This window comes from Idiomarina fontislapidosi (assembly GCF_003226255.1).
Lineage (GTDB): Bacteria > Pseudomonadota > Gammaproteobacteria > Enterobacterales > Alteromonadaceae > Idiomarina > Idiomarina fontislapidosi.
The window spans coordinates 22164-44582 of the sequence record NZ_QJST01000002.1 but is presented as its reverse complement, the minus strand read 5'-3'; the positions used below and the strand labels follow the sequence as shown (position 1 = coordinate 44582).

At 48.9% G+C, this 22419-nt stretch carries 21 protein-coding genes; 15 read left to right on the top strand and 6 right to left on the bottom strand.

Translation table 11 applies throughout. The annotated features are described in order from the left end of the window. Positions 1 to 21: 21 nt before the first annotated feature. The 3 genes from DFP83_RS02810 to DFP83_RS02800 are packed head-to-tail and all read left to right on the top strand — an operon-like array spanning position 22 to position 3246. A complete protein-coding gene (locus DFP83_RS02810) occupies positions 22 to 1998 on the top strand; it encodes a protein-disulfide reductase DsbD family protein (protein ID WP_110572969.1) in 1977 nt (658 codons plus the stop codon). Next, a complete protein-coding gene (locus tag DFP83_RS02805) occupies positions 1991 to 2497 on the top strand; it encodes a protein disulfide oxidoreductase (protein ID WP_110572967.1) in 507 nt (168 codons plus the stop codon). The genes DFP83_RS02810 and DFP83_RS02805 overlap by 8 nt, the downstream gene beginning before the upstream one ends. Before the next feature lie 23 nt (positions 2498 to 2520). Further along, positions 2521 to 3246: a thioredoxin domain-containing protein gene (locus tag DFP83_RS02800; RefSeq protein ID WP_110572965.1), complete on the top strand. Its 726-nt coding sequence runs from the start codon at positions 2521 to 2523 to the stop codon at positions 3244 to 3246. A gap of 32 nt (positions 3247 to 3278) precedes the next feature. Here the strand turns inward: DFP83_RS02800 and DFP83_RS02795 are convergent, their stop codons facing one another. Beyond that, on the bottom strand, positions 3279 to 5165 hold the full coding sequence (locus DFP83_RS02795; protein WP_157981524.1) for a tetratricopeptide repeat-containing diguanylate cyclase: 1887 nt from the start codon (positions 5163 to 5165) through the stop codon (positions 3279 to 3281). Positions 5166 to 5490: 325 nt separating this feature from the next. Between DFP83_RS02795 and DFP83_RS02790 the strand changes: the two genes are divergently transcribed. Beyond that, positions 5491 to 6522, top strand: coding sequence for a serine hydrolase domain-containing protein (locus tag DFP83_RS02790; RefSeq protein WP_110572961.1), 1032 nt, complete (start codon positions 5491 to 5493; stop codon positions 6520 to 6522). Here the strand turns inward: DFP83_RS02790 and DFP83_RS02785 are convergent. Next, positions 6519 to 7028: a hypothetical protein gene (locus DFP83_RS02785; RefSeq protein WP_110572959.1), complete on the bottom strand. Its 510-nt coding sequence runs from the start codon at positions 7026 to 7028 to the stop codon at positions 6519 to 6521. The genes DFP83_RS02790 and DFP83_RS02785 overlap by 4 nt on opposite strands. A 181-nt stretch (positions 7029 to 7209) precedes the next feature. Here DFP83_RS02785 and DFP83_RS02780 point away from each other — a divergent pair, with 181 nt between their 5' ends. Further along, a complete protein-coding gene (locus DFP83_RS02780) occupies positions 7210 to 7527 on the top strand; it encodes a DMT family transporter (RefSeq protein ID WP_110572957.1) in 318 nt (105 codons plus the stop codon). Positions 7528 to 7564: 37 nt separating this feature from the next. Here DFP83_RS02780 and DFP83_RS02775 read toward each other — a convergent pair whose 3' ends face one another. After that, the gene (locus DFP83_RS02775) at positions 7565 to 8317 is read right to left on the bottom strand and encodes a sulfite exporter TauE/SafE family protein (RefSeq protein WP_110572955.1); all 753 of its coding nucleotides are present in this window, start codon (positions 8315 to 8317) and stop codon (positions 7565 to 7567) included. A 137-nt stretch (positions 8318 to 8454) separates the two neighbouring features. Here DFP83_RS02775 and DFP83_RS02770 point away from each other — a divergent pair, with 137 nt between their 5' ends. The 5 genes from DFP83_RS02770 to arsB all read left to right on the top strand — a co-directional run bounded on the left by DFP83_RS02770 (position 8455) and on the right by arsB (position 12010). Next, complete coding sequence (locus DFP83_RS02770; protein ID WP_198679842.1) at positions 8455 to 9327, top strand: MBL fold metallo-hydrolase; 873 nt, start codon at positions 8455 to 8457, stop codon at positions 9325 to 9327. A gap of 116 nt (positions 9328 to 9443) precedes the next feature. Next, positions 9444 to 9776: a metalloregulator ArsR/SmtB family transcription factor gene (locus DFP83_RS02765; RefSeq protein WP_110572954.1), complete on the top strand. Its 333-nt coding sequence runs from the start codon at positions 9444 to 9446 to the stop codon at positions 9774 to 9776. Positions 9777 to 9790: 14 nt separating this feature from the next. Continuing rightward, positions 9791 to 10261 carry an arsenate reductase ArsC gene (locus DFP83_RS02760; RefSeq protein ID WP_110572952.1) on the top strand — a complete coding sequence of 157 codons (471 nt, stop codon included), beginning with the start codon at positions 9791 to 9793 and terminating at the stop codon, positions 10259 to 10261. Between the two features lie 3 nt (positions 10262 to 10264). Beyond that, positions 10265 to 10981 carry an arsenical resistance protein ArsH gene (gene arsH, locus DFP83_RS02755; RefSeq protein WP_071463821.1) on the top strand — a complete coding sequence of 239 codons (717 nt, stop codon included), beginning with the start codon at positions 10265 to 10267 and terminating at the stop codon, positions 10979 to 10981. A 9-nt stretch (positions 10982 to 10990) separates the two neighbouring features. Next, positions 10991 to 12010, top strand: coding sequence for an ACR3 family arsenite efflux transporter (gene arsB, locus DFP83_RS02750; protein WP_110572950.1), 1020 nt, complete (start codon positions 10991 to 10993; stop codon positions 12008 to 12010). Here arsB and DFP83_RS02745 read toward each other — a convergent pair. Continuing rightward, positions 12007 to 14142 (bottom strand): TonB-dependent hemoglobin/transferrin/lactoferrin family receptor, encoded by a 2136-nt coding sequence (locus DFP83_RS02745; RefSeq protein WP_110572948.1) that lies wholly within the window; start codon positions 14140 to 14142, stop codon positions 12007 to 12009. The genes arsB and DFP83_RS02745 overlap by 4 nt on opposite strands. A 138-nt stretch (positions 14143 to 14280) precedes the next feature. Between DFP83_RS02745 and DFP83_RS02740 the strand changes: the two genes are divergently transcribed. The 4 genes from DFP83_RS02740 to DFP83_RS02725 are packed head-to-tail and all read left to right on the top strand — an operon-like array spanning position 14281 to position 17669. Continuing rightward, a complete protein-coding gene (locus DFP83_RS02740; RefSeq protein WP_110572946.1) occupies positions 14281 to 15123 on the top strand; it encodes a heme/hemin ABC transporter substrate-binding protein in 843 nt (280 codons plus the stop codon). Beyond that, positions 15113 to 16135: a FecCD family ABC transporter permease gene (locus tag DFP83_RS02735; RefSeq protein WP_110573655.1), complete on the top strand. Its 1023-nt coding sequence runs from the start codon at positions 15113 to 15115 to the stop codon at positions 16133 to 16135. The genes DFP83_RS02740 and DFP83_RS02735 overlap by 11 nt, the downstream gene beginning before the upstream one ends. After that, positions 16122 to 16901, top strand: coding sequence for a heme ABC transporter ATP-binding protein (locus DFP83_RS02730; protein ID WP_110572944.1), 780 nt, complete (start codon positions 16122 to 16124; stop codon positions 16899 to 16901). The genes DFP83_RS02735 and DFP83_RS02730 overlap by 14 nt, the downstream gene beginning before the upstream one ends. 24 nt (positions 16902 to 16925) lie before the next feature. After that, a complete protein-coding gene (locus tag DFP83_RS02725; RefSeq protein ID WP_110572942.1) occupies positions 16926 to 17669 on the top strand; it encodes a HugZ family pyridoxamine 5'-phosphate oxidase in 744 nt (247 codons plus the stop codon). Between the two features lie 43 nt (positions 17670 to 17712). Here DFP83_RS02725 and DFP83_RS02720 read toward each other — a convergent pair whose 3' ends face one another. Further along, positions 17713 to 18951 (bottom strand): PepSY-associated TM helix domain-containing protein, encoded by a 1239-nt coding sequence (locus tag DFP83_RS02720; RefSeq protein ID WP_241971581.1) that lies wholly within the window; start codon positions 18949 to 18951, stop codon positions 17713 to 17715. 9 nt (positions 18952 to 18960) lie between these two features. Further along, positions 18961 to 21102 (bottom strand): TonB-dependent siderophore receptor, encoded by a 2142-nt coding sequence (locus DFP83_RS02715; RefSeq protein WP_110572938.1) that lies wholly within the window; start codon positions 21100 to 21102, stop codon positions 18961 to 18963. Positions 21103 to 21240: 138 nt separating this feature from the next. Between DFP83_RS02715 and DFP83_RS02710 the strand changes: the two genes are divergently transcribed. Continuing rightward, the gene (locus DFP83_RS02710; protein ID WP_110572936.1) at positions 21241 to 22416 is read left to right on the top strand and encodes an APC family permease; all 1176 of its coding nucleotides are present in this window, start codon (positions 21241 to 21243) and stop codon (positions 22414 to 22416) included. Positions 22417 to 22419 lie beyond the last annotated feature (3 nt).

Sequence of the window (22419 nt, the reverse complement as noted above, 5' to 3'; positions counted from 1 at the left end):
TCAGCTATTTTAGGAGTATCAATGAAAACAAACACAACTTTTGGCTACCTGCGTTGGTTCAGCGTTTGGGTAAGTCTCTTGCTCTCTACGCTCAGTTGGGCGCAGACAGCCCCCACGACGGGCTGGTTAACGAGTGCTGAACATGATGCCGTTGAGGTTAAGCTCGCGTTAACCGGTGAGTTTAATCCCACAACACGTACCTTACCGGCACTCCTCTCGGTGCAGCTCAAAGACGACTGGAAGACCTATTGGCGCGCGCCCGGTGAAGGTGGAATTCCACCACGTATCGACTTAGCTTCATCCAAGGGCATTGAACAAATCTCTTGGCATTGGCCAACGCCGAGCGAATACTACGTGCAGTCCATTCGCACCGCGGGCTATAAACACCAGGTTACGTTTCCCCTTGAGATTGTTGTATCTGAAGCTGCTGAAATGGCTCAATTGGATGCCATATTCACGTTATCAAGCTGCACGAATATCTGTGTACTAACAGACTTCCCGTTACAACTGGACATTGATCTGAGCCAACTCACGCCTGATAGCGAGCAAAGCTATGCATTTGCGCGTGCCATGAGCCAAGTCCCGCAGCCACTCAATAACGCTGAAATCACACGAGCAAGCTACTCGGCTAATAATCAACAGGTGAGTTTTGAACTCTCTCGCGCATCGGGTTGGTCGTCACCACAAGTATTTATTCATAGTGATGCTAAACAGCTCGATGAGGTCGTCTTTAAATTGACTCAACAAGACCTAAGCGCTGATAAAGAGCGGTTATCCGTGAGCTTTGAGGCATCGCATTGGTTGGAGTTGCCTGAATTAGTCAATCAAAAGGCCACCATCACGGTGCGTGATGGTGAGTTTGCAGCCGCCTACACAGCCCCACTCAAAGCAGATGAAGTATCCGTACCGAATAACGCCGACCATACAATGACCGTTTGGAGTGCATTGCTGGCTGCGTTACTCGGTGGACTGATTCTTAATATTATGCCGTGTGTACTGCCTGTGCTTGGAATAAAAGTTCAGTCTTTGATTGCACACCATGGCACCTCGCAGCGATATGTTCGGATTCAGTTTCTTGCCACCGCCATGGGAGTTATCACCACCTTTTTAGCCATGGGGGCACTGTTAGGTTTACTTAAACTCAGCGGTGTAAACATCAGTTGGGGCATGCAGTTTCAAAACCCTTGGTTTATCGCGACCCTTGCCGTTATTACCTTTGTATTTGCCATCAATTTGTTTGGCCTGTACTCGATAAGCCTCCCGCAATGGCTGAGTCAGTGGGCGATGAAACCGCAAAGTGGTTCATTGTTGGGTCATTTCAGTCAGGGTGTATTCGCCACCGTTTTAGCGACGCCTTGCACAGCGCCTTTTTTGGGCACTGCCGTCGCCTTTGCATTGGGTGCGCCCATGTATTTGTTGCTACTGATATTTCTTGCATTGGGCGTTGGTATGGCACTCCCTTGGTTAGCCATTGCGGCATTTCCTCAAACACGGCGACTGCTACCCAAGCCCGGACCTTGGTTGAAATGGGTAAAACCGGTGTTTGGGGCATTACTGCTCGCGACAAGCATCTGGCTACTCACGTTGTTAGCACCGCATTGGCAACCCTCTTCCAGCGAATCAACCTCGGCTCAGACAACCACTGAACGTTCTTGGCAAGCCCTGTCGTTTAAGACCATCCATCAATCGGTTACACAGGGCAAAGTGGTGTTTGTAGATGTCACAGCCGACTGGTGTATTACCTGCAAGGCAAATAAGCTTGGTGTACTTAAACAGGAGCCCGTATACAGTGCACTCGCTGCCGATGATGTGGTCAGAATGCGCGGTGACTGGACGGTGCGTAATGACTATATTACTGATTTTCTGCGCGCCTATGACGAATACGGTGTACCTTACAACCGCGTCTACGGCCCAGGTGCGCCAGAAGGTATTGAGTTGCCTGTCATATTAACCAGCGACGCTGTGATGCGCGCGATTGAGGATGCACGCCATGAGTAAGTGGGCGTTGAGGGGTATTAAACTGCTGGGTTATCTCGTCGCCGCCGCCGCCATTGCGTTCGGCGTTGACTTATATCGTAACCACGATGTACCCAAGGCATTACCCAACGAATTAACACTAACAACCCTCGCGGGTGAGCCACTCTCGGTTGCTAAGATGAGTGAAAAAGAACCTGTGTTGATTTACTTCTGGGCAACGTGGTGTCCCGTGTGCCCGACGGTCTCGCCGACGGTGGATTGGTTAAGTGAAGACTACAAGGTCATCTCAGTGGCGTTGCGGTCGGGCCACAACGCTAAGATTTCCGCTTATCTTAAGCAACATGAACTGGAGTTTACGACCATTAATGACGCTCAAGGCGAGATCGCGCGTCACTTCAATATCAGCGTAACACCCACCATTTTGATTATTAATGACCATAAAGTAACCAGCGCCACCAGTGGCTTTACCTCGCCACCGGGTATCCTTGCGCGCTTATGGCTAAGCAAATTATCAGATTAACTTTTAAAGATAAGGAATTAACCATGTTTAAACGACTCACACTCTGTATGGGTGCCGCATTGATAAGCCATGCGATCAGCGCACAGTCGCTCACCGAAAAGCAAGAAACAGATCTTGAACAGATCGAAACCATGTTGCGTGACAACCCGCAACTCATTGGTAATATGCGCCAAGGGCTCGAGAATTTTCTTGATGAGCAGCGCGCCCAACAGGAAAAGTATACCGAATACAAGGACTGGTTATTTGATACATCGGTCCATCCCACGTTAGGCGATGTTGATGCGCGACACTCGATCGTTATTTTTACCGACTACAACTGCCCTTACTGCAAACGCCTAGAGCCAAGCCTTGAACGCATCATTGAAGAGTATCCATCGATTAATGTCATCAATGTCATCGTGCCGCTGCGCCAACGCGAAGTGAAAGGCATTGCTACCAATTCGACGGAGTTTGGTTTAAATGTGTGGGCCAATGCAGCCGACGACTATTACGACGTACATACGTTGTTAATGGATAAGTCGGGCATGCACACAGCCGACTCACTCACAGCGATTGCAGAACGCACTCAAACGACACAGTGGCTCAAATCAATGGATGCCAGCAAGCAAGTCGTGCAAAAAAACCTTGAGGCATTTCAAGCGTTAGGTTTTCGGGGGACCCCTACCATCATGATTGGTGAGCAGTGGATACCTGGTTTTATCCAGTACGGTCAGATCGAACAAATCGCCAAACAAGAGTTTGGTTTATAAACTTGGCCTTCAGGGGACTTTCGGGTCCCCAATTATATTTGCTCTAATGCCAGTTCTTCGTTGAACTGACCAATGGCACGTTGCCGACCTTCACGTTTGGCTTGATAAAGATAGTTATCTACCTGTTTCACCTCATGGTGAATATCTGAACTTAACTCGACCACTTTAAACCCCATCGAGATCGTAACTGCCAGTACGTGTTGCCCTGCACTAAACGGCTGCGAGTTAACCTCAGCAATAATACGCTGCAATGCTAAGCGTGTTGAATCGATAGAATCATTAACGGCCAAGTAAATCAGAAATTCCTCTCCCCCCCAGCGAATAACTTTGTCATCGCTTTTTGTCGCGTGCTTTAGACGTTTCACAAGTATTTGCAGCACTTCATCGCCTACATCATGGCCGTAGGTATCATTGAGTGTTTTAAAGTGATCAATATCAATAAGACCAATGAATGCTTTATCACGATCATCGCGCAACTTTTCATCTTCGAGGAATCGGTAAAAATAACGTCGATTATGAGCCCCGGTGAGCGGATCATGATGGTTCTCATGCTCTAACGCAGCATTGGCAGAGTCTAATGCTCGGTTAAGCCGTTTAAGTCTAAAGTGAGCAAATAAACCAATCGTAAGAGTCAATAACGCACCCGCTACAATCGCCGCAATCAACTGGATTTGCGCCCTTTGCCTCGCCTCCATAAAGGCAATTGATTGCTCGGCCTGCGCCAATGCTTGTTGCTTTTGCTCAGCTTCGAGCAATGCGGCGATAGTGTCGCTTTCGGAATGCCCATCGTTGCTCTCTAGTTCACGATACAGTTCAATACTCTTCTTTAGATAGCTGTAAGCCTCCTTAGAATAAGACTGTTCTTGCAGTAACCTGGCCCAATCTTCATAGCCTTCAGCAGTTCTTAAATCATAACCATTCGCCAAATACCATTGATCGGCTTCGTTAAATAATTTAGAGGCCCTATCGTATTGCCCCGTATCAAGCAGAGCGTACGCACGAGACATCTTGGCAGCGGCGACATAATAGGGGCTAGCCTTTGCTTCGGCGAGATTCAGCATATCCTGAGTCAGTGCTAAGTTTTTTTCGACCTGCCCTGTATTCATGTATATATAATGCAAGTTACTCCACACGATGAGCTTGAGTTCATAATCCCCTTGGCTGGATTCAAGCTGTAACAAGTCTTCGTAAAGCGCGATTGCTTCCTCATTACGCCCTGCGTAGCTCAGAATATAGCCTTTATCTAGCAGACGGTTAGAACGAGCATAGGTTGTCTCTGCTAGCTCAATAGCACGATCAATATTCTGCAAAGCCCTGTCAAATTCCTTCAGATCATTTTGCAAAAGCGCGCGAAGCGAATATGCCTGGCTTTGCAGGTGCTGAAAGTGACTTTCTTTTGCTATTGCAAGCATAATACGCGTCGCTTCAATACCTTCTGCAAAGCGCGCTTTCTTTATCGATTCGCTCGTATAGAGGTAGGCTGATAAATACCTTAATGGCGCAGAGGAAACTTCCGACTGCATAGAGTAAGCCACCAGTACTCGGTCATATGCCTTGCCTGACTCCCCCGCATTGTTAAAACGGTTTTGTTCACATAGGGACTCCGCTACAGCAAAGTTATTCCTCTCTAAAAGAGTGGCTTTGTCAGAGTCGCGTACAGACCTTAACTCAATGTTATTCACGCAAGCTAGATAATTGAGGTAGGCTTGCTCTCGTAATGAGTGTGGGGCGTACTCTTGAGCAAGAGACTTTACCGTGGCGGCATACTGTTCGGAATCATGAATCGTTTTTAACTGATTCTCTAATGCGGCCTCAAACTTCGTATATTGCCGCATGGAAGCATCGAGCTCTTGCGCAACCACTGAAAATGATGCCATCAGCAAGGTTAAACAAACCAACTGGTTACGACAGCGCACCATAAAAGACTCCAAGTTGTGCATAGCCCGCGCTCCGTGCTCTTGAATACGCTTTCCAGTATTTATAATGCAATTTGGATTGTCAATTCAAAAAAAGTTCTCAGAGAGCGGATGTCTACACCCGCTTAGCCGCCAATTATTTAATCACCGTTAAACACTAACCGAATCTAAACAATACTCACCAGATATCCGATGAACCATGGCGCAATACCGTATAAACACAATAATCCGCCTTATTTATTTTCTAGCTATCAAACACTAAAAAAGAGTACAGTATCCGCTTGAGGAATCAAAATATTGGTTTTTAAAGCTACATAGTGAAAACTCAATGAATAAAAACCTAACTTCGTTAATTCGGGCGTTGCTATTAATAGGCACAGTGGTCTCACTTTTTTTTGTGCCATGGCCCATCGTTACCACGTGGTTGACGCCGTTACCCGACACCGTGCAGCAACAAATTGAAGAAGCAACTCGATCGCACTTTGATGGCATGCTTGTTTATGTGCAACAAGGTGAGCACGAGGCTCAAATTTATACTTCTGGCTGGCATGATCGTGATAATAAAGTCCCCGCTCGACCCGATGCGTTATTTAAAATTGCGAGTATCAGTAAACTCTATATCGCGTTAGCAACCACTAAACTGGTTAGCGATGGACACGTATCACTCGATGACACACTCGATAAACTATTACCGAGACTCACCCATCAGATCGACTATGCTGATAAAATTACTTTAAAAATGCTTGTGCAACATCGCAGTGGGCTTCCTAATTACACGGATACGCCCGACTATTGGATGGAACCACCTGCTAGTATGGAAGAAAAACTATCGCTGATCCTAGATAAACCGGCGGACTTTGAACCCGGCACCGATTATGCGTACTGCAATACCAATTACCTGCTACTGGCTGAGATTATCAACACAACTCTTGGCCATTCTTATCAGGGTTTTATTAAAGAACGGATCTTACAACCGCTAAATTTAGACCAAACCTATTTCTCTCTCACTGAAGTTGATATGAATCATCTCATGGGCGGCTACTATGTGGGGGTGCAATCCGACATAAAAGGGAACAATTACGGTTCGATGATCGCCAGTATCAGCGATGTGGGTCGGTTCATTCGAGCACTTAACGATGGCGCTGCATTTGCACCGGGTGAACAAGCCATCTACTCGTCGATCTATGAGTTCGAGCACGGTGGCTTAATACCCGGCTATCAGAGCTTAGCCGAGTATCACCCAGACATAGATACCGTCGTTGTGCAGTTTGTAAATACAACCGACTTTAACGGATACGAGTGGAATCTCTCGGAAGTTTATATAAATCGTATCGTGGACATACTTAAAAAGAAGCCTTAGCTGGCTTCTTTTTGTTTCGCAAACTTATCAACCGTATTGGCATCCACATCACAAGCGGCTTTAAATTCTTCCGAACCTTCACTTTTGCCCACCTTAAATACCGAAAACATTCTGGTCATAACAGGGGTGCGCTCGACATTTTGTTCAGTCGGCTTAAAACGAAAGTAATGTAAGTTTACAGCGATTGCTTTGGCAACCGTTTCGTTGGGATATGCATATTCGACTTTGTAGTTTGGCACGCGTCCCTCACTATTTATTGTATAGATAATTGAGGCGCAGCCATTTTGATTGTTACGTGCAAGTTCCCGTGCGTATTTATCAGAGGTGTTACGTGTTTTTTCTTGTTTCTGCATAACCCAGTAGTCGGTTACAACCTGACCATTTTTTTCTTCGGTTAAGTCCAAAACATACTCGGGCTCTTCGGGTAAATCCCGACCCATACTTTCACATCCAATCAGCCCCAGTAAACATATTGCTCCCGTGAGGCCAAATGCCAACTTTTTCATTTTTATATCCTTGTAAATTGACTAAATTAGCTACTGGAAACATAAATCATATCACAGTGTTAACAAAAGTTAACAAAAAGTAACAATAAAACCCTTTATACTGGCGCCTGTTTGGAGGACGACCTCCCCCATTCTGGGTATAAATGACCAGGACGACCTGGCAAATTCAATGAGCTTTTTTATGTCTTGGATATACCTTATATTGGCTGGATTACTTGAGATCGTATGGGCGTTCTCAATGAAACAGTCCGCTGGATTTACTCGACTTACGCCATCCATTATTACCCTTGTTGCGATGATCGCTAGCTTTTGGTTGCTCGCTGTAGCGATGCGTTCAATCCCCCTCGGGACCGCCTACGTGATTTGGACGGGCATTGGCGCTATTGGCGCGTTTATTGTTGGCATCGTGTTCTTATCAGAGGCTGTGACACCCATGCGATTAGTTGCCGCAGGCATGATCGTATGTGGTTTATTACTGTTGTCATTAACCAAGCAATAACCAAATTCGAGTTTTAAGGGCTGTTCAATCTGAGAAATCAGAGCACTGATTTAATGATGACGAACAGCCCCATGCCCACTAAGAATACCGCAAAGCCTTTTTGCAGTTTATCCGTAGCAATCGAGCGGCCGAGTTGAGCACCGAACACCGATCCCAATACGCCCCCCGCTATCATGATACCAATAACAAACCAGTCAAAGGTGATATTTTGGCTCGACATGACAGCGTAATATTTAAAGAAGCCAACTACCGACTTGATGACAATAATGAGGAGACTGGTGCCAATAGCAACGGGCATTGATAAACCAGCCAGTAAGACCAATGCAGGTACGATTAAGAACCCACCGCCAACCCCCACAAACCCAGTAATCACGCCAACGGTTAAGCCCTCAAACATGACCTTAGTGTAATTAAGTGTTTGCGTGTTGCCGTGTTCTGCCGGTTTACTGCGCCACATGAACACGGCAGCGACGATCATCAGCAATGAAAACACCAGTAATTGCCAGCGACTGTCCACCAAGGTTCCGAGCCACGCCCCACCATATGTACCGATCATGCCAGGAATACCGAATACCCAAAGGTGTTTCCAACTCACAGACTTTCGACGAATGTAAGAAATAGATCCGAAAAGACTAATACCTGCGACAATGAGTAAAGACGAAGCGATGGCTAAATCGGCGGGCATATTTACCAGGTACATTAAAACAGGTACGGTTAGGATCGAGCCGCCCGAGCCGAATAGCCCCAGAGACGCACCGACAATTAACGCACCGATCATCGCAAAGAGCATGAGCCGCCTATCTGTGGGATGTGCATTGTGTACTCACTATAATTTAGCTTTTCACAGATTGAAACCTAAATAACGTTATGGTTATATACTTATTGTTAGTGAGTATACTTAAGTGATTTCAATTAAGAGGTAACATCATGTCAGTGCTCAAACCTATTGTGACTCACTTTTTTGATGAGCCGACAAATACCTATAGCTATGTGGTGCAAGATCCTAACTCCTCACACTGTGCCGTCATCGATTCTGTCCTTGATTTTGATTATGCTGCGGGTCGCACAAGTACGGCATCCGCAGAAAACATTTTAAAATTTGTAAGCGATAACGCGCTTACGGTGGATTGGATTCTTGAAACCCATGTACATGCTGATCACTTATCTGCTGCGCCTTTTTTAAAAGAGCACACAGGTGGTCAATTGGGCATCGGTGAGCATATTAAAACCGTGCAAGAGACCTTTGGCAAGGCGTTTAACGAAGGCACTGAGTTCGAACGCGATGGCAGTCAATTTGACCACCTTTTTGCCGATGGTGATACGTTTAGCATCGGCGAGCTACAAGCCAAGGTATTACACACCCCGGGTCACACACCCGCTTGTTTAACCTATGTGATAGGCGATGCCGCGTTTGTTGGTGACACGCTGTTTATGCCGGATTACGGCACCGCGCGTTGTGACTTCCCAGGTGGTGATGCACGTACACTTTATCGCTCAATTCAAAAGGTCTTTGCCCTACCCGATGACACGCGACTGTTTATGTGCCACGACTACAAAGCGCCCGGCCGTGATGAATACGCCTTTGAGACCACGGTAGCAGAAGAAAAACAAAACAACGTCCACGTTGGCGGCGGTACCAGCGAAGATGCATTTGTAAAAATGCGCACCGAGGGCGACGCAACACTGAACATGCCGCGTTTAATATTGCCTTCAGTGCAAATCAACATGCGTGCCGGACACTTCCCCGAGCCAGAAGACAACGGCCAACGCTACCTCAAACTTCCCCTCAACCTATTCTAGTAGGTCGCGCCTTTGGCGCGACACTTCGTTCTGTCCACACCAATTCACTCAAACCATTTGACATATGTTTTTTCATATATATGATTTACCATATATATTAAACAGGAATGGACACGATGACCCCATTACAGCTTTTTAAATGCCTATCGGATGATACCCGTTTAAAGTCGGTGCTGATCGTAAGTACGCTCAAAGAAGCTTGCGTCTGCGATCTGATGGACGCGCTAGAGCTTGATCAGCCAAAAGTCTCGCGTCACCTCGCTGAACTGCGTAAGTGCGACATCGTGCTAGGTGAGCGCCGCGGTAAATGGGTGTATTACCAACTGCATCCTGACCTACCTGCGTGGGCAAAAGACATCATCAATCAAGCCGCTCGTAATAATCTAAATTACTTTTCCGCTGCCCTCGACAAGCTTAAGCATGCCAAAGCCCAAGGCACTAGCTGCTAACACAAAGGTTTATTATGAAGATACTCTACATCTGCACCCATAATCGTTGTCGCAGCATTTTATCTGAAGCGATCACCAACCACTTTGCCAGCGACCATATTCAGGCAAAAAGCGCTGGGAGCCAGCCTGCAGGCGAGGTACACCCTCTCTCACTGCGTTATTTGAACGAAGCCGGCATACCGACGGATGGGTTACAAAGCCAATCGTGGGATGAATTCGAAGACTTCAAACCCGACATCGTCATTACCGTCTGTGACTCGGCGGCAGGCGAGGCTTGCCCGGTTTGGTTCGGACAATCAATTAAAATGCATTGGGGACTTGCCGACCCTTCAAAGCTTGAAGGCACCGAAGAAGAGATTGCCACCGCTTTCCGCGAGTGTATCAAAGAAATCAAACACCGCGTGAGTCAACTGCAAGGAATTGCCGTGCAATCACTTGAGCGCGAACAACTTAAAAACGCATTGAACCAACTAGGAGCACAGTAACCGATGTCTTCTGATGTCTCACTACCTAATATCGATAGTAACTTAATGGATAAACCGACACTCGAGAAGTGCCTACCTCAGCCCGCAGAACATGCGCCCCGAATTTTGCTGTTGTATGGTTCGCTTCGCAAGCGCTCATTCAGTCGATTAGTGGTCGAGGAAGCGGCGCGCCTTCTTACCCACATGGGTGCCGACGTTAAGATATTTAATCCCGAGGGATTACCCCAGACAGACACCGATGACGGCAGCCACCCAAAAGTCCAAGAGTTGCGCGACTTAATGATGTGGTCAGAAGGACAAGTGTGGTGCTCACCTGAGCGTCATGGCTCGATGACCAGCTTGTTCAAAAGCCAAATTGACTGGGTCCCGCTCAATCTTGGTGGTGTGCGCCCTACACAAGGTAAAACGCTTGCGGTTATGCAAGTCTGTGGTGGCTCACAATCATTTAATACGGTCAATCAACTTCGGGTTTTAGGTCGTTGGATGCGTATGGTCACAATTCCCAATCAATCGAGTGTACCAAAGGCGTTTCTTGAGTTTGATGATAACGACCGTATGAAGCCATCGCCTTATTACAACCGCATTGTGGACGTCATGGAAGAGCTCATGAAGTTCACCTTATTACTCAGAAACAACAAAGATTATTTCGTCGATCGATACTCTGAGCGAGTTGAGTCTGCCGAAGAAGTCAGTCAACGCGTTAACCAACGAGCGCTTTAAGGAGCTAGCATGGGTTTATTTGAACGTTATTTGTCTGTTTGGGTGGCACTTGCCATCATCGCAGGTATCGCCCTGGGTATTGCAGTCCCAGGCGTTTTTACCGTGGTATCAGAGCTGGAGTATGCCCACGTTAACTTAGTTATCGCGGTGCTCATCTGGCTAATGATTTACCCGATCATGGTACAGGTCGACTTCTCATCCATTAAAGATGTCGGCAAAAAACCAAAAGGCTTGGTATTAACCTTGGTCATCAACTGGCTGATCAAGCCGTTTACCATGGCATTACTGGGGTGGCTGTTCTTTAAAGGGTTGTTTGCCGACTGGGTCGACCCGCAAACCGCATCCGAGTATATCGCTGGCATGATTTTACTGGGTGTTGCACCCTGTACAGCAATGGTGTTTATTTGGAGTCAACTGACAAAAGGTGACGCTAACTACACCTTGGTGCAGGTCTCTATCAACGACGTCATCATGATATTTGCATTTGCACCTATCGCCGGCTTACTTTTGGGTGTAACTGATATCACAGTGCCGTGGGACACCTTGTTGCTGAGTGTCGTGCTGTATGTGTTGATACCACTCATTCTTGGCGCATTAACGCGCAAGAAACTGGATAAAGGCAACGACCACACACGCCTGAACAACTTTCTTGCAGCCATGAAGCCTTGGTCGATCGTGGGTCTACTCGCGACGGTTGTCCTTTTGTTTGGTTTTCAATCCGAAACCATCATCGAAAAACCGCAGGCGATTGTACTCATAGCGATTCCGCTACTGATTCAAACCTACGGTATTTTCGCTGTGGCGTATTTCTTAGCGAAGAAAATGAAGTTGCCGCATAACGTAGCTGCGCCTGCCTGCATGATAGGCACTTCAAACTTTTTCGAACTCGCGGTGGCGGTTGCCATCTCATTGTTCGGCCTGCACTCAGGTGCGGCACTCGCCACCGTTGTGGGCGTATTAGTCGAAGTACCTGTCATGCTCTCATTGGTGTGGTTTGCTAACCGCACGCGGCATTGGTTTAACGACTAAAAACGATACGATGCCTGTATCGCAAATGACCGACCGGGCTGGCTGTACTGCTCGGTCGGCGCATCGGCCGACAGTCCTGCGACACGTTGATAAGGCACATAATACTTATCGGTTAAATTGAGCGCCGCCACGTTCACCTGCCAATCGCCCAAACGCATTCCCGCCAAAACGTCCACAGTGGTATAGCCCGCCGTTTCGATATAAGGTCCCGACTCGGCCGACGCACTCGGTACATCATCCATTTCAGCGACGGCATTGACAATACCTCGGATATGCCAGTTATCGGCAAAATAGCCAAAAGAGACATTACCCGACAGCGGCGATAATGAGGTCAACGCCTCGCCCGTTGCATCGTTCTCACCCGTCACGTACGCAGCAGAGCTATCGAAACGCATGAAGTCAGTGAGCCAGTGCGTCAAACTTGCCTCAGCTCCCTTGATTGTCACTTCATCTTGATTCACATACTGATATTCAACCCGGTCAACGCCTGGAATATAAGTGGGGCTCGTGCCGACGACAGCGGTCTCAATGAAATCATCAAAGCGGCTGTAAAACGCAGCAAAGTTCCATCGCGTTGTGTCATTACTGAACTTTAAACCCGCTTCTAGAGCGCGGCTGCTTTCTGGCTGTAGGTCTGGGTTGGGCAAGATGGCATAAAACGGCTCAATGCCATGGCTCTGATAGGCTTGGTCATGCGGTGGGATCTTAAAGCCCTCGGCGTACTGCAAGTAACCGCGTACACCCGATTCAAAGGTATAAACGCCCGCCACCTTAGGTGAAAATGCCGTCTCGCTGATATCTGCAAGCTCAGACATATCGTACAGCGTGTTCTCATTTGGGCTCATCTCATAGTGATCAAGCCGTGCGCCAATAATCAGTTTAAAGGCAGTTTCTTTAAACGCGATGTTATCCTGCAAAAACACACCTGTAAGCCATGTTTCAGCACCGGGGAAGGCTTTCTGTGGCTCATTATCTTGCAATACTGTGCCATCGGTGGCGATACGCGTCTTAAATCGCGGTCGCTCGGTGTCGTAATAATCAGCATCAAAGCCATAGACGATGTCATGCCGTGTTGAGGCAGCATCACGTTGCTTTTGTGCTTGCCAACGCGCACCGATGATCTGTTGCTCAAAACCATAGTCATTGTAGTCGATATAAGCACCGGCTTGGCTGGCTCCGGCACTGACCTGATCGCTCCCCTGCTGATAATCCGTCAAATAAAGTTGCCAATGCTGCGAGTCGGCGAATGCGTTGGCTTGATTACGTTGGTAATCGACCGAAAGCGCTGTTTGGCGGTTATCGTCATCGGTTTGGTTGGTCTGAGAAAGCAATTGTTCAGTGTCTTGCTGAAAGTGGTCTAAGGTAAATTTCAATTCATCACCACCGACATCAAGTGCCCATTTAGCTAACACACTCTGACTGTCATACTCATAACCAGGCAGTGATTCTTCATAGTTCTGCGTCTCCTCGCCTTGTCGCGCGGATACCTGAATCATTGCGCTCGAGCCATCGAACTGCCGGGCACCGCTAAAGCCGAGCTTTGTCTCATCGGTCAGACTATCAAAGCCAAGACTCAAGCGTGCTGCACTCTCATCACCCTTTAATAAATCGCTCGGGTCGGGTGTTGATATAACAATCACGCCACCTAAACCATCGGAGCCATAGAGCGGTGATGCGGCCGCTTTCGCCACTTCGATTTGTTGTACCTGGGCGACATCTAAGTAACCGCGCCCCACCAAATAACCGCCTCCGCCTGCGTAGGCGTCGTTGAGTCGACGACCATCTTTAATGTACACCACCCGGTTACCACCGATTCCTCGAATCGATAAGGTTTGCGCCTGACCTTGGGTGCCCGTCGACTGAATACTCGGATCATAGCGGAACACATCCGCGAGACCATTACTCACTTGCACATCGATATCGTCTGCCGAAATAACGCTCACTGCACCGGCGACGTCTTCGAGTTTTTCCTCGGTACGCGATCCAGTTACTACTAAAATCTCATCAACGCTCTGGTCGGCTGCAGGCAAATTCACTTCTGCGGCATACACACCGCTGGTCATAGTTGCCGCGATGGCAGCGGCCAATAGCGAAGGTTTAAAAGAGTCAGTTTTCTTAATCCAAACGTTCACAAGCTTCTCCAATTTCTTTGAATGACAAAACAGGCATCGTGAAAACGCATTAGATCTAAACGAAAACTATTTGCATTTGCAACTAAAACTTACTATTTTATTTTACGCAATCGCAAATCAGAACGATAAGAGGCTCCTATGACGCGGTTTTACAGAAGATTTAAACACTCGTTGCTTATATTGGCAGTAGCCCTGCCCTTGCTCACTCACGCGCAAACCTCACCTCAAGGCGGAATTATTACCGCAGGTGGCACACTAACCGATATCGTATTTGCCGTCGGGGGCGGCGAAAAAGTGATTGGCGTGGATACCTCAAGCACCTCACCCAGTAAGGTGCATAAACTCCCCAAAATCGGCTACTACCGTAATCTATCCGCCGAGGGCGTGCTCAGCTTTAATCCGAAACAAGTATGGGTACTCGAAGGTGCCGGCAGTGAACGCGCATTAGCGCAAATCGAAACGGCCGGTGTACCTGTTAGCGAATTCAGCAAGCCCACAACGCTATCTGAGCTGTATGCCCTGATTCACCAAGTCGCCGAAAAGCTCGCTACGCCTGAACGCGCTGAGCCCGTAATTAACGGCATTAAAGACAAGTTTCATCCCGTTTCGCGTGTGCAACCACTCAGTGGCCTTTTTGTCTTGCAAGTATCCGAACGCGGTGTTGTAGCCGCGGGGCACGACAGCGTACCCGATTTACTATTCAGCCAGTCGGACATTATCAATGTGGTTGACCATAAAGGCTTCAAAACCGTATCGCGGGAGCATTTATTGGTAAACCAGCCTGACTTTATCGTCGCCCCCTCCCACGTCGTCGATGCCGCTGGGGGGCGCGAGCGATTCTGCCAAAACGCAACTTTACAGTTATTAAACGCGGGGCAATCCTGCCAGCTATTGGTAATGGACTCGTTACTCGCACTGGGGATGACCACGCGCATTGCCGAAGCACATGAGGCGCTTTTAGCGTATGTTAATGACCTTTGAGCGACGCCGCTGGCTAATTGCCGGCACATTCGGGATCTTGGCAAGTAGCTGGCTGCTGTTATCGAGCGGCCCCGTGCTAAGCGATTGGCGACTACCGTTGATGTGGTTGCCTGGCTTCGGCACGCCCATGAGCGAACTCGAGCAAACCGTCGTCACACAATTACGTTTACCGCGTTTGGTTTTAGGGCTTTTAGTCGGTGCGGTATTGGCACAAAGCGGAACAGCGATGCAAACCCTGTGTCGCAACCCACTGGCTGACCCAGGACTCATCGGCATCTCAGGCGGCGCGGCCGTATTCGCACTAGCAGTGATCGCATTGGGTGAACAAATCGGTATACAAGGCAGTATTTGGGTGTCTTTGGCCGCCTTTCTGGGCGCCCTCCTCACCACCTTTGTTGTCTATCGCTTAGCTGGCGGTAAAACAGGCGTCGACGTCGCCACGTTATTACTTGCCGGTGTGGCAATTAACGCGCTAGCCGGCTCATTACTCGGCTTACTGAGTTATTACGCTGATGACGATGCACTGCGACTCATGAGCTTTTGGCAAATGGGCTCACTCGCGGGTGCCAGTTGGCAGCAGTTACCCTTAGGCATAGTACTCATGGGTGTCAGCTCAATCGCATTATTTATGTTGCGCAAGCCTATTAACACGCTGCTGCTGGGTGAACGTCAAGCGCGTTACTTAGGTGTGAATACCGTGTCACTTAAGCGGCAACTGATTATTTGGGTGGCATTAGGTGTGGGCGGCGCAGTCGCGTTGACCGGTATGATCGGCTTTGTCGGTTTAATTATACCCCACATCGCTCGCATGCTGGTGGGCGCTAATATCCGTTGGCTGATGCCCGTATCCATGTTGTTTGGTGCCGCAGTTTTGGTACTCACTGACTGGATCGCTAAAACCATCGTCGCGCCAGCTGAATTACCCATCGGCATCATCACCGCTGCGGTCGGCGCCCCCTTCTTTATTTACCTACTTATCCAACAAAAACGGAGGCTTCATGCTGGATATTAATATCACTCATGTTAACTACGGTCACAAACGGCTCTTGGGCGCGTTCGACCTATCCCTTGAAGCAGGCGAATTTGTTGCCGTGATCGGTGAAAATGGCGCGGGTAAATCCACTCTACTCAATACCTTGGCGGGCGAGCTCTATTATCACGGCACCATTCAACTGAACGGTCGCGAACTCAACCACTGGATACCGTCGCAGCTGGCACCCGTACGCGCGGTAATGGAACAAAAGCTCAGCGCTCCTTTTGGTCTCACGGTTGCAGAATTGGTCGGTATGGGACGGTTTTGGTCCCAAGAACCTGATTATGCAGCGCATCAACGCGCATTAAAATGGCTCGAACGGCTCGATGCCGCTAAATTTGCTGAACGCACCATGGATACTCTGTCTGGGGGCGAACAGCAACGTGCACATATCGCGCGTTGCTTGTGTCAGCTCGATGTCACGGTACCCGGCGAGCAAATGCTGCTACTCGATGAGCCTACGTCTGCGCTTGATGTCTATCACCAGCATTCGGTGCTCGCAGAACTGCGTCGTTTTACCCAGCAAGGCAATTTAGTCATCGCCGTGATGCATGACCTAAATTTAGCATCTTTATATGCGGACAATATTTTGCTGCTCGCCGACGGCGAACTCAAACATTTTGCCAAACCCGAGGCGGTGTTCCGCACCGAAATACTTGAACAAACTTATCGCAGTCCGGTCTACATCACTGAGCACCCGAGCATTCGCAAGCCCATGATTTTTACCGAACCCAGACACCTATAACAACGAACACAAAGAGGACGAAAAATGAACGAACGTCAACACGCCGCTCAACAAGCACGGGCGCTTGCACAACGCAATAGCACCGCTGTCTTGTCGACTTTATCAAAGAAACTTGGTGGTATGCCGTTTGGTTCCGTATCGCCGGTGATGCTGACCGATGAGGGGCATATCGTGTTTTATGTCTCTGATATTGCCCAACATGCGCGCAACCTTAATCAAGACAATCGTTTGAGCGTCACGCTGTACGACAGCACCGATAAAGGTGATCAAAATACCCAAGGGCGACTCACGCTCAGTGGTCATGCCCGAGTGATTGACAACAACGACTTAGCCGAGCGCTACTACCAACGCTTTCCAAGTGCCGAGGGCTACAAAAAAGCACATGATTTTAAATTTTGGCAACTCAACGTCGAGCATATTCGCTTTATTGGCGGCTTTGGTGAGATATTTTGGCTGGAGCCGAACGAGTGGTTAGTATCCGCGCCCGAGTGGGATCATAATGCGGCACTTGGCATGATCACACACATGAATGAGGATCATGCCGATGCCTGTGCACTTATCTTGCAACAGCAGTTAAACCAACACTCACATGTGAAAGACAATACGTTCGAAGCGGGCAGTGTCACTATGCGCAGTGTTTACCCAGACGGCTTTCACCTCAGCTACGATGAACGCACGTTTTTTGTTCCGTTCGAAGCCCTGGCAACCAACGGCCAACAAGTGCGCCAGCAACTCGTTAAAATGACCCATCAAGCACGCGCCGCATGATACGTAAAGCGTGCGCTGCGGCGCACGCTTCTTATCATAACAATTAACGGTGTTGGCTAATCAGCGAGCCTAACCGCGGCGATATTGAGGTAGAATCGTTGCCGTAGTCGCTAAATACCACACTGGTGTATATCAATGCCGCAACACTCAGTGCGATAGAAGCACTGCCAGTTATTCCTAACCATTTTGCCAAATGCGGATCGCGCCGTTGCGTGCGAAGGTAATGCATTCGCATGCCGCCAATCACTAAGCTCGTTAACATGAGTCCAAAAACAGCGTAAATCACTTTGACCAACCACCCGCTCACTGAGCCAGTAGCGAAGTTACCAAAATGCAAAGGATCAGCGGTATCAGCAATACGCGCCACAATCGCTAATTCAGAGGCATACTGGGTGCTCACCACCTCAGAGGTAACCGGGTCAAGGTAAACACGGTTCGCTCTATCGCGCACCAGCGTCGCGCCATTTTGACCAACCAAGCCCATCACTTGATGATGTCGATGAGGATAGAAGAACCCGGTAATATCCATATCGGGACGCGCCTGCTGCGCCGCACTAACCAATTCAGTCAACGAGCGAGCGGGTTGCGAAATCTGCGCGTCGTCATGGGTTATCGTTGGCGCAGCGGGATAATGATCGATATCGACATCATACATAATACGTTCAGCCAAATACCAAGCACCCGTTACCGCCATAATCGCAGTAAGCCACCATGCCCATAACCCAAGCCATTTATGCCATCCTGACCAATCGGTGCGTTTTTTCCACGCGAGCCCTTTAGGTGCAGTAAGAAAGCCCCGCCACCATTTTCGGTACACATAAAAGCTGGATATCAGTGACAACAGGAGCAAAATACTGGTGGAGGTGACAATGTACTTACCGACGGTACCCATTGATAAATACATATGAATATCACGCAAATAACGCGATAACTGTCCCCACTCACCCTCGCCGAGTAATTCGCCCGAGGCCGGATCGAAGAACACAAACCGAAAGCCCTGTGGCGTCATCAACCGTGCTTCACCCGCTAAATAGCCTTGCTGATGCACCTGCGCACCGAGTAGGTGACTGTCGGGATACGCGCCTGCAAGGTTAGACTCCAATTCAGCCCACGCAACCGCACCCTCACGCTCGGTCAGCGCGCGGTACTTGGCATCACTGACATACTGAATTTCATAACTTAGCGTTGCGAGCACACCCGTTGCGGTAATCAGTAGCAGAAGGCCGGCAAAAGCAAAGCCGGCCCATGAATGTAACGCAAACCATTGACGATTCGTCATCATAGCGATCCATTAAAAACGGTATTTAACGCTCGCATAAATGCGACGTGGCTCACCTGGGAAGTGACCCGTACGGCTCAAGAAACCGCTTGATGCGTATTCTTTATCAAACAGGTTTTTAATATTGACCTGTACCAACCACGCGTCAAACTCGGTCTGCCAACTGATGTCGAAAACGGTATAGGGCTTTACTCGTTGCCCCGAAAAGCTTATTTGCTCGCTCACGTAATCCATACCACCGCTGATGGCTGAATCAATCATGGGCAAGTCGTACCGAGTCCACAGACCCAGCTGATGCATCGGCGCGTTCACAAAGCGATCCCCCACCGAGTTAGTGATACTGTCATTCGGTGAAGCCTCAGCAACCCGCGCATCGTTGTAGGCATAGTTCGCGTTGACTACCCACTTATCCGTCAGGTCACCCAAGACATCAATTTCAAAACCGCGGCTTTGGACTTGTCCCACATTACCCAATACTGAGCGGCCATCTTCGGTCACTTCATCGGTTGCTTGTAAGATATTCTCGCGATTGATCTCATACACGGCGGTATTCACGCGGATAGCGTCATCCATAAACGTCCAGCGCGCACCGATCTCAACGATATCCGATTCCTCGGGTTCAAACGGACCACCCACTTCAGGATCTTGCTGACCCGCTGACTGTGGTAAAAAGCCTGTACCATACAACGCGTAAGCGCGTACCCAATCCGTGATCTGGTAGGTGCCACCCACGCGGTAGGTTAAATCACCGTCATCAAAGGTCTCAGTACCCGAGGTATCCTCAAACTGGTCATAACGTAACCCGACTAACAGGTTCAGCTTTTCATTAAATGTGATTTGATCTTGAATATAAAAGCCATCACGCGTGGTTTCTGACTCACTCGGCGTGGCACTTGCAAGATCGGTCGAGTAAGGACCCGACGTGAGACCGTATTGAGGGTTTACCAATTCAAGATTAGGCACCTCGCCAGGATTAGCATTTGAACCAATAAATACACCCTCTGATGTATAGGTCTCCACACCCATGAGCAAGGTATGCTCAATAGTACCGAGTTCAAGCTCACCGACCAAATTCGCGGTGACGCTGGTGGCATCGTTTTCGCGGTACTGATTACGGAACTGGCGTGTGCTGTAAACGGCCTCGGCTGGATTATCAACCGGCTCTAGATTTTCGTCGAGCAATCCACGCGGTTCATGGTAGTTTTGGCGTTCCGTATTTTCGTAATGGCGCACGGTTACATCACCCCGCCAATTTAACGAAAAGTCATGATCGATGCGCGCTTGGTATACCGTGGCTTCTAACGTTTGAAAATCAGTGGCTTCATTGTGATTCCACGCCCTATCGGTGACAAAATTACCCTGATTATCAACCGGTACCCCGCGTAACCGCGCGCCTTGGTAGGTTTGTTGATAATCGGTCAACTGTAGCGTGACTTCACTCGCGGCGCCTAAGTCAAAGGCATAGCCTAGATCCAGTACTTTATTAGTTTGTTCTGTGTTGTAACGAAACGGCGACTCATTATCGTAATAGTACGCTGCACGATAACGTTGGCTCGCATCCTTTGTAACCGGTCCACTGAGTTGCACTGAGCCGCGACGGTATTGGTCGTTACCCACGGCAAGTTCAACTGAGCGTTGTGCAGTAGCGGTTGGCTTTTTCGTTACATAGTTAATAATGCCACCCGGTTGTCCGCTACCAAACATGGCACCGCTTGGGCCTTTAAGCACCTGTATTTGCTCAATATTAAACAGCTGCGGTACTGCGAATCCGTTAAATGGGTCACCGCGTACACCGTCGTATAAGATCTCATCTTGGCGAAATCCGCGGAACGTGACGCCAGAGTAACTAAAACCGTTTACGCCACTGATACTGCGGTATAAGTCGGTAATCTGACGGGCCGCTTGGTCAGTGATGAGTTCTTCGGTCAGCACCTGAACACTCTGCGGGATCTCTTCAATCGGCGTGTTAGTGCGGGTTGCTACGCTGCTTTCATTTTGCCGGTACAAGGTTTGTGCGCGGCCCTGTACGTTGATACGTTCAATTTGCTCATCAGCAGAATCTTGTTTGGTCTGTTCACCATTGTCTTGTGCAACAACGGGTAATGCAGTGAGCCCGGCGAGCGCCAGCGCAATATAACACGGTGTGTACTTCATTCTTATGTCCCCCAAGAAAAGTTCGCGATGGATCATAAATAAGAATGATTTGCATTACAAGTTGTAATTTAAAAGTTTGTTCAATAATTCTAAATACGTTAATTTTAGGTTCTGCAACTTCTTAATAACCGACATGGAATGGCAAAGACACTCATACGCAATGTTGGCTTAAGCGGCGCGCTGGTCATCGGTTTAGGCTCTATCCTCGGCACTGGCGCCTATGTTAGTGTCGGGCTTAGCGCCGCCGTCGCAGGCGAATACTTACTTTGGGCGATCCTGATCGCTGCCGTCACCGCCCTACTAAACGGTCTCTCATCAGCACAATTAGCCAGCGCCCACCCAGTGAGCGGTGGCACCTATGAGTATGGTTATCAGTTTTTAAATCCGCTCAGTGGTATCACTGCAGGCGCGTTATTTATTATCGCCAAAAGTGCCTCAGCAGCGACCGCAGCGCTTGCCGTTGCGTGGTATGTAGGACAGCAGTTTGGTCTCAGCGCAGTAATGGTCAAGGCCGTGGCTGTCGCCCTATTGCTCGCCTTGACCCTGTTCGTTCTACTCGGTTTGCGGCGCACCCATTGGCTGAACACGCTGTTGGTCGCTATCAGTATTTTTGGTTTAGTGGTATTCGCTACCATTGCTATCCAGCAAACGGAACCCGCCGCACATGTTAGTCAAAGTCGCTCACCTTGGTCGGTTTTTCATGCCGCAGCGCTGATGTTCGTCGCCTTTACAGGCTATGGGCGCATTGCCACCATGGGCGAGGAGATCACCGAGCCGCGACGCAATATCCCGCGCGCGATTGTCACCACTTTAGCGGTGGTAACGGCACTTTATATCATCGTGGGTTGGAGTATTTTATCCCTCGGTGGGATCACGGCGTTTGAGCAAAACAACTTTAACATCGCTAACCTGGTACCAGAATCGCCCTGGCAGTGGCTCATTATTCTCGCGGGTGTTGTTGCCATGAGCGGTGTTGTGCTCAATTTGTTGCTCGGCGTTTCACGCGTGGTGCTCGCCATGGGCCGACGCGGTGATTTACCGCGCGGTTTAGCGACCCTCAGTGCATCGGGTCATTCGGCACCAGCGGCGACCTGGGCGACATTCGTTGTCATGGCTTTAATCGCTCTCTTCGGCGGAGTCGAATCCGCCTGGACCTTAAGCGCGCTGACGGTACTTATCTACTACGGTATTACTAACCTCGCGGCACTTAAAGTAAGTACTGAAAAGCGCTTTATTCCTAAGTGGGTATCCGTGTTGGGTCTGATACTCTGTTGCGCGCTGGTGATACTTGCGCTGGTAGCATCCACTAGATAGTGC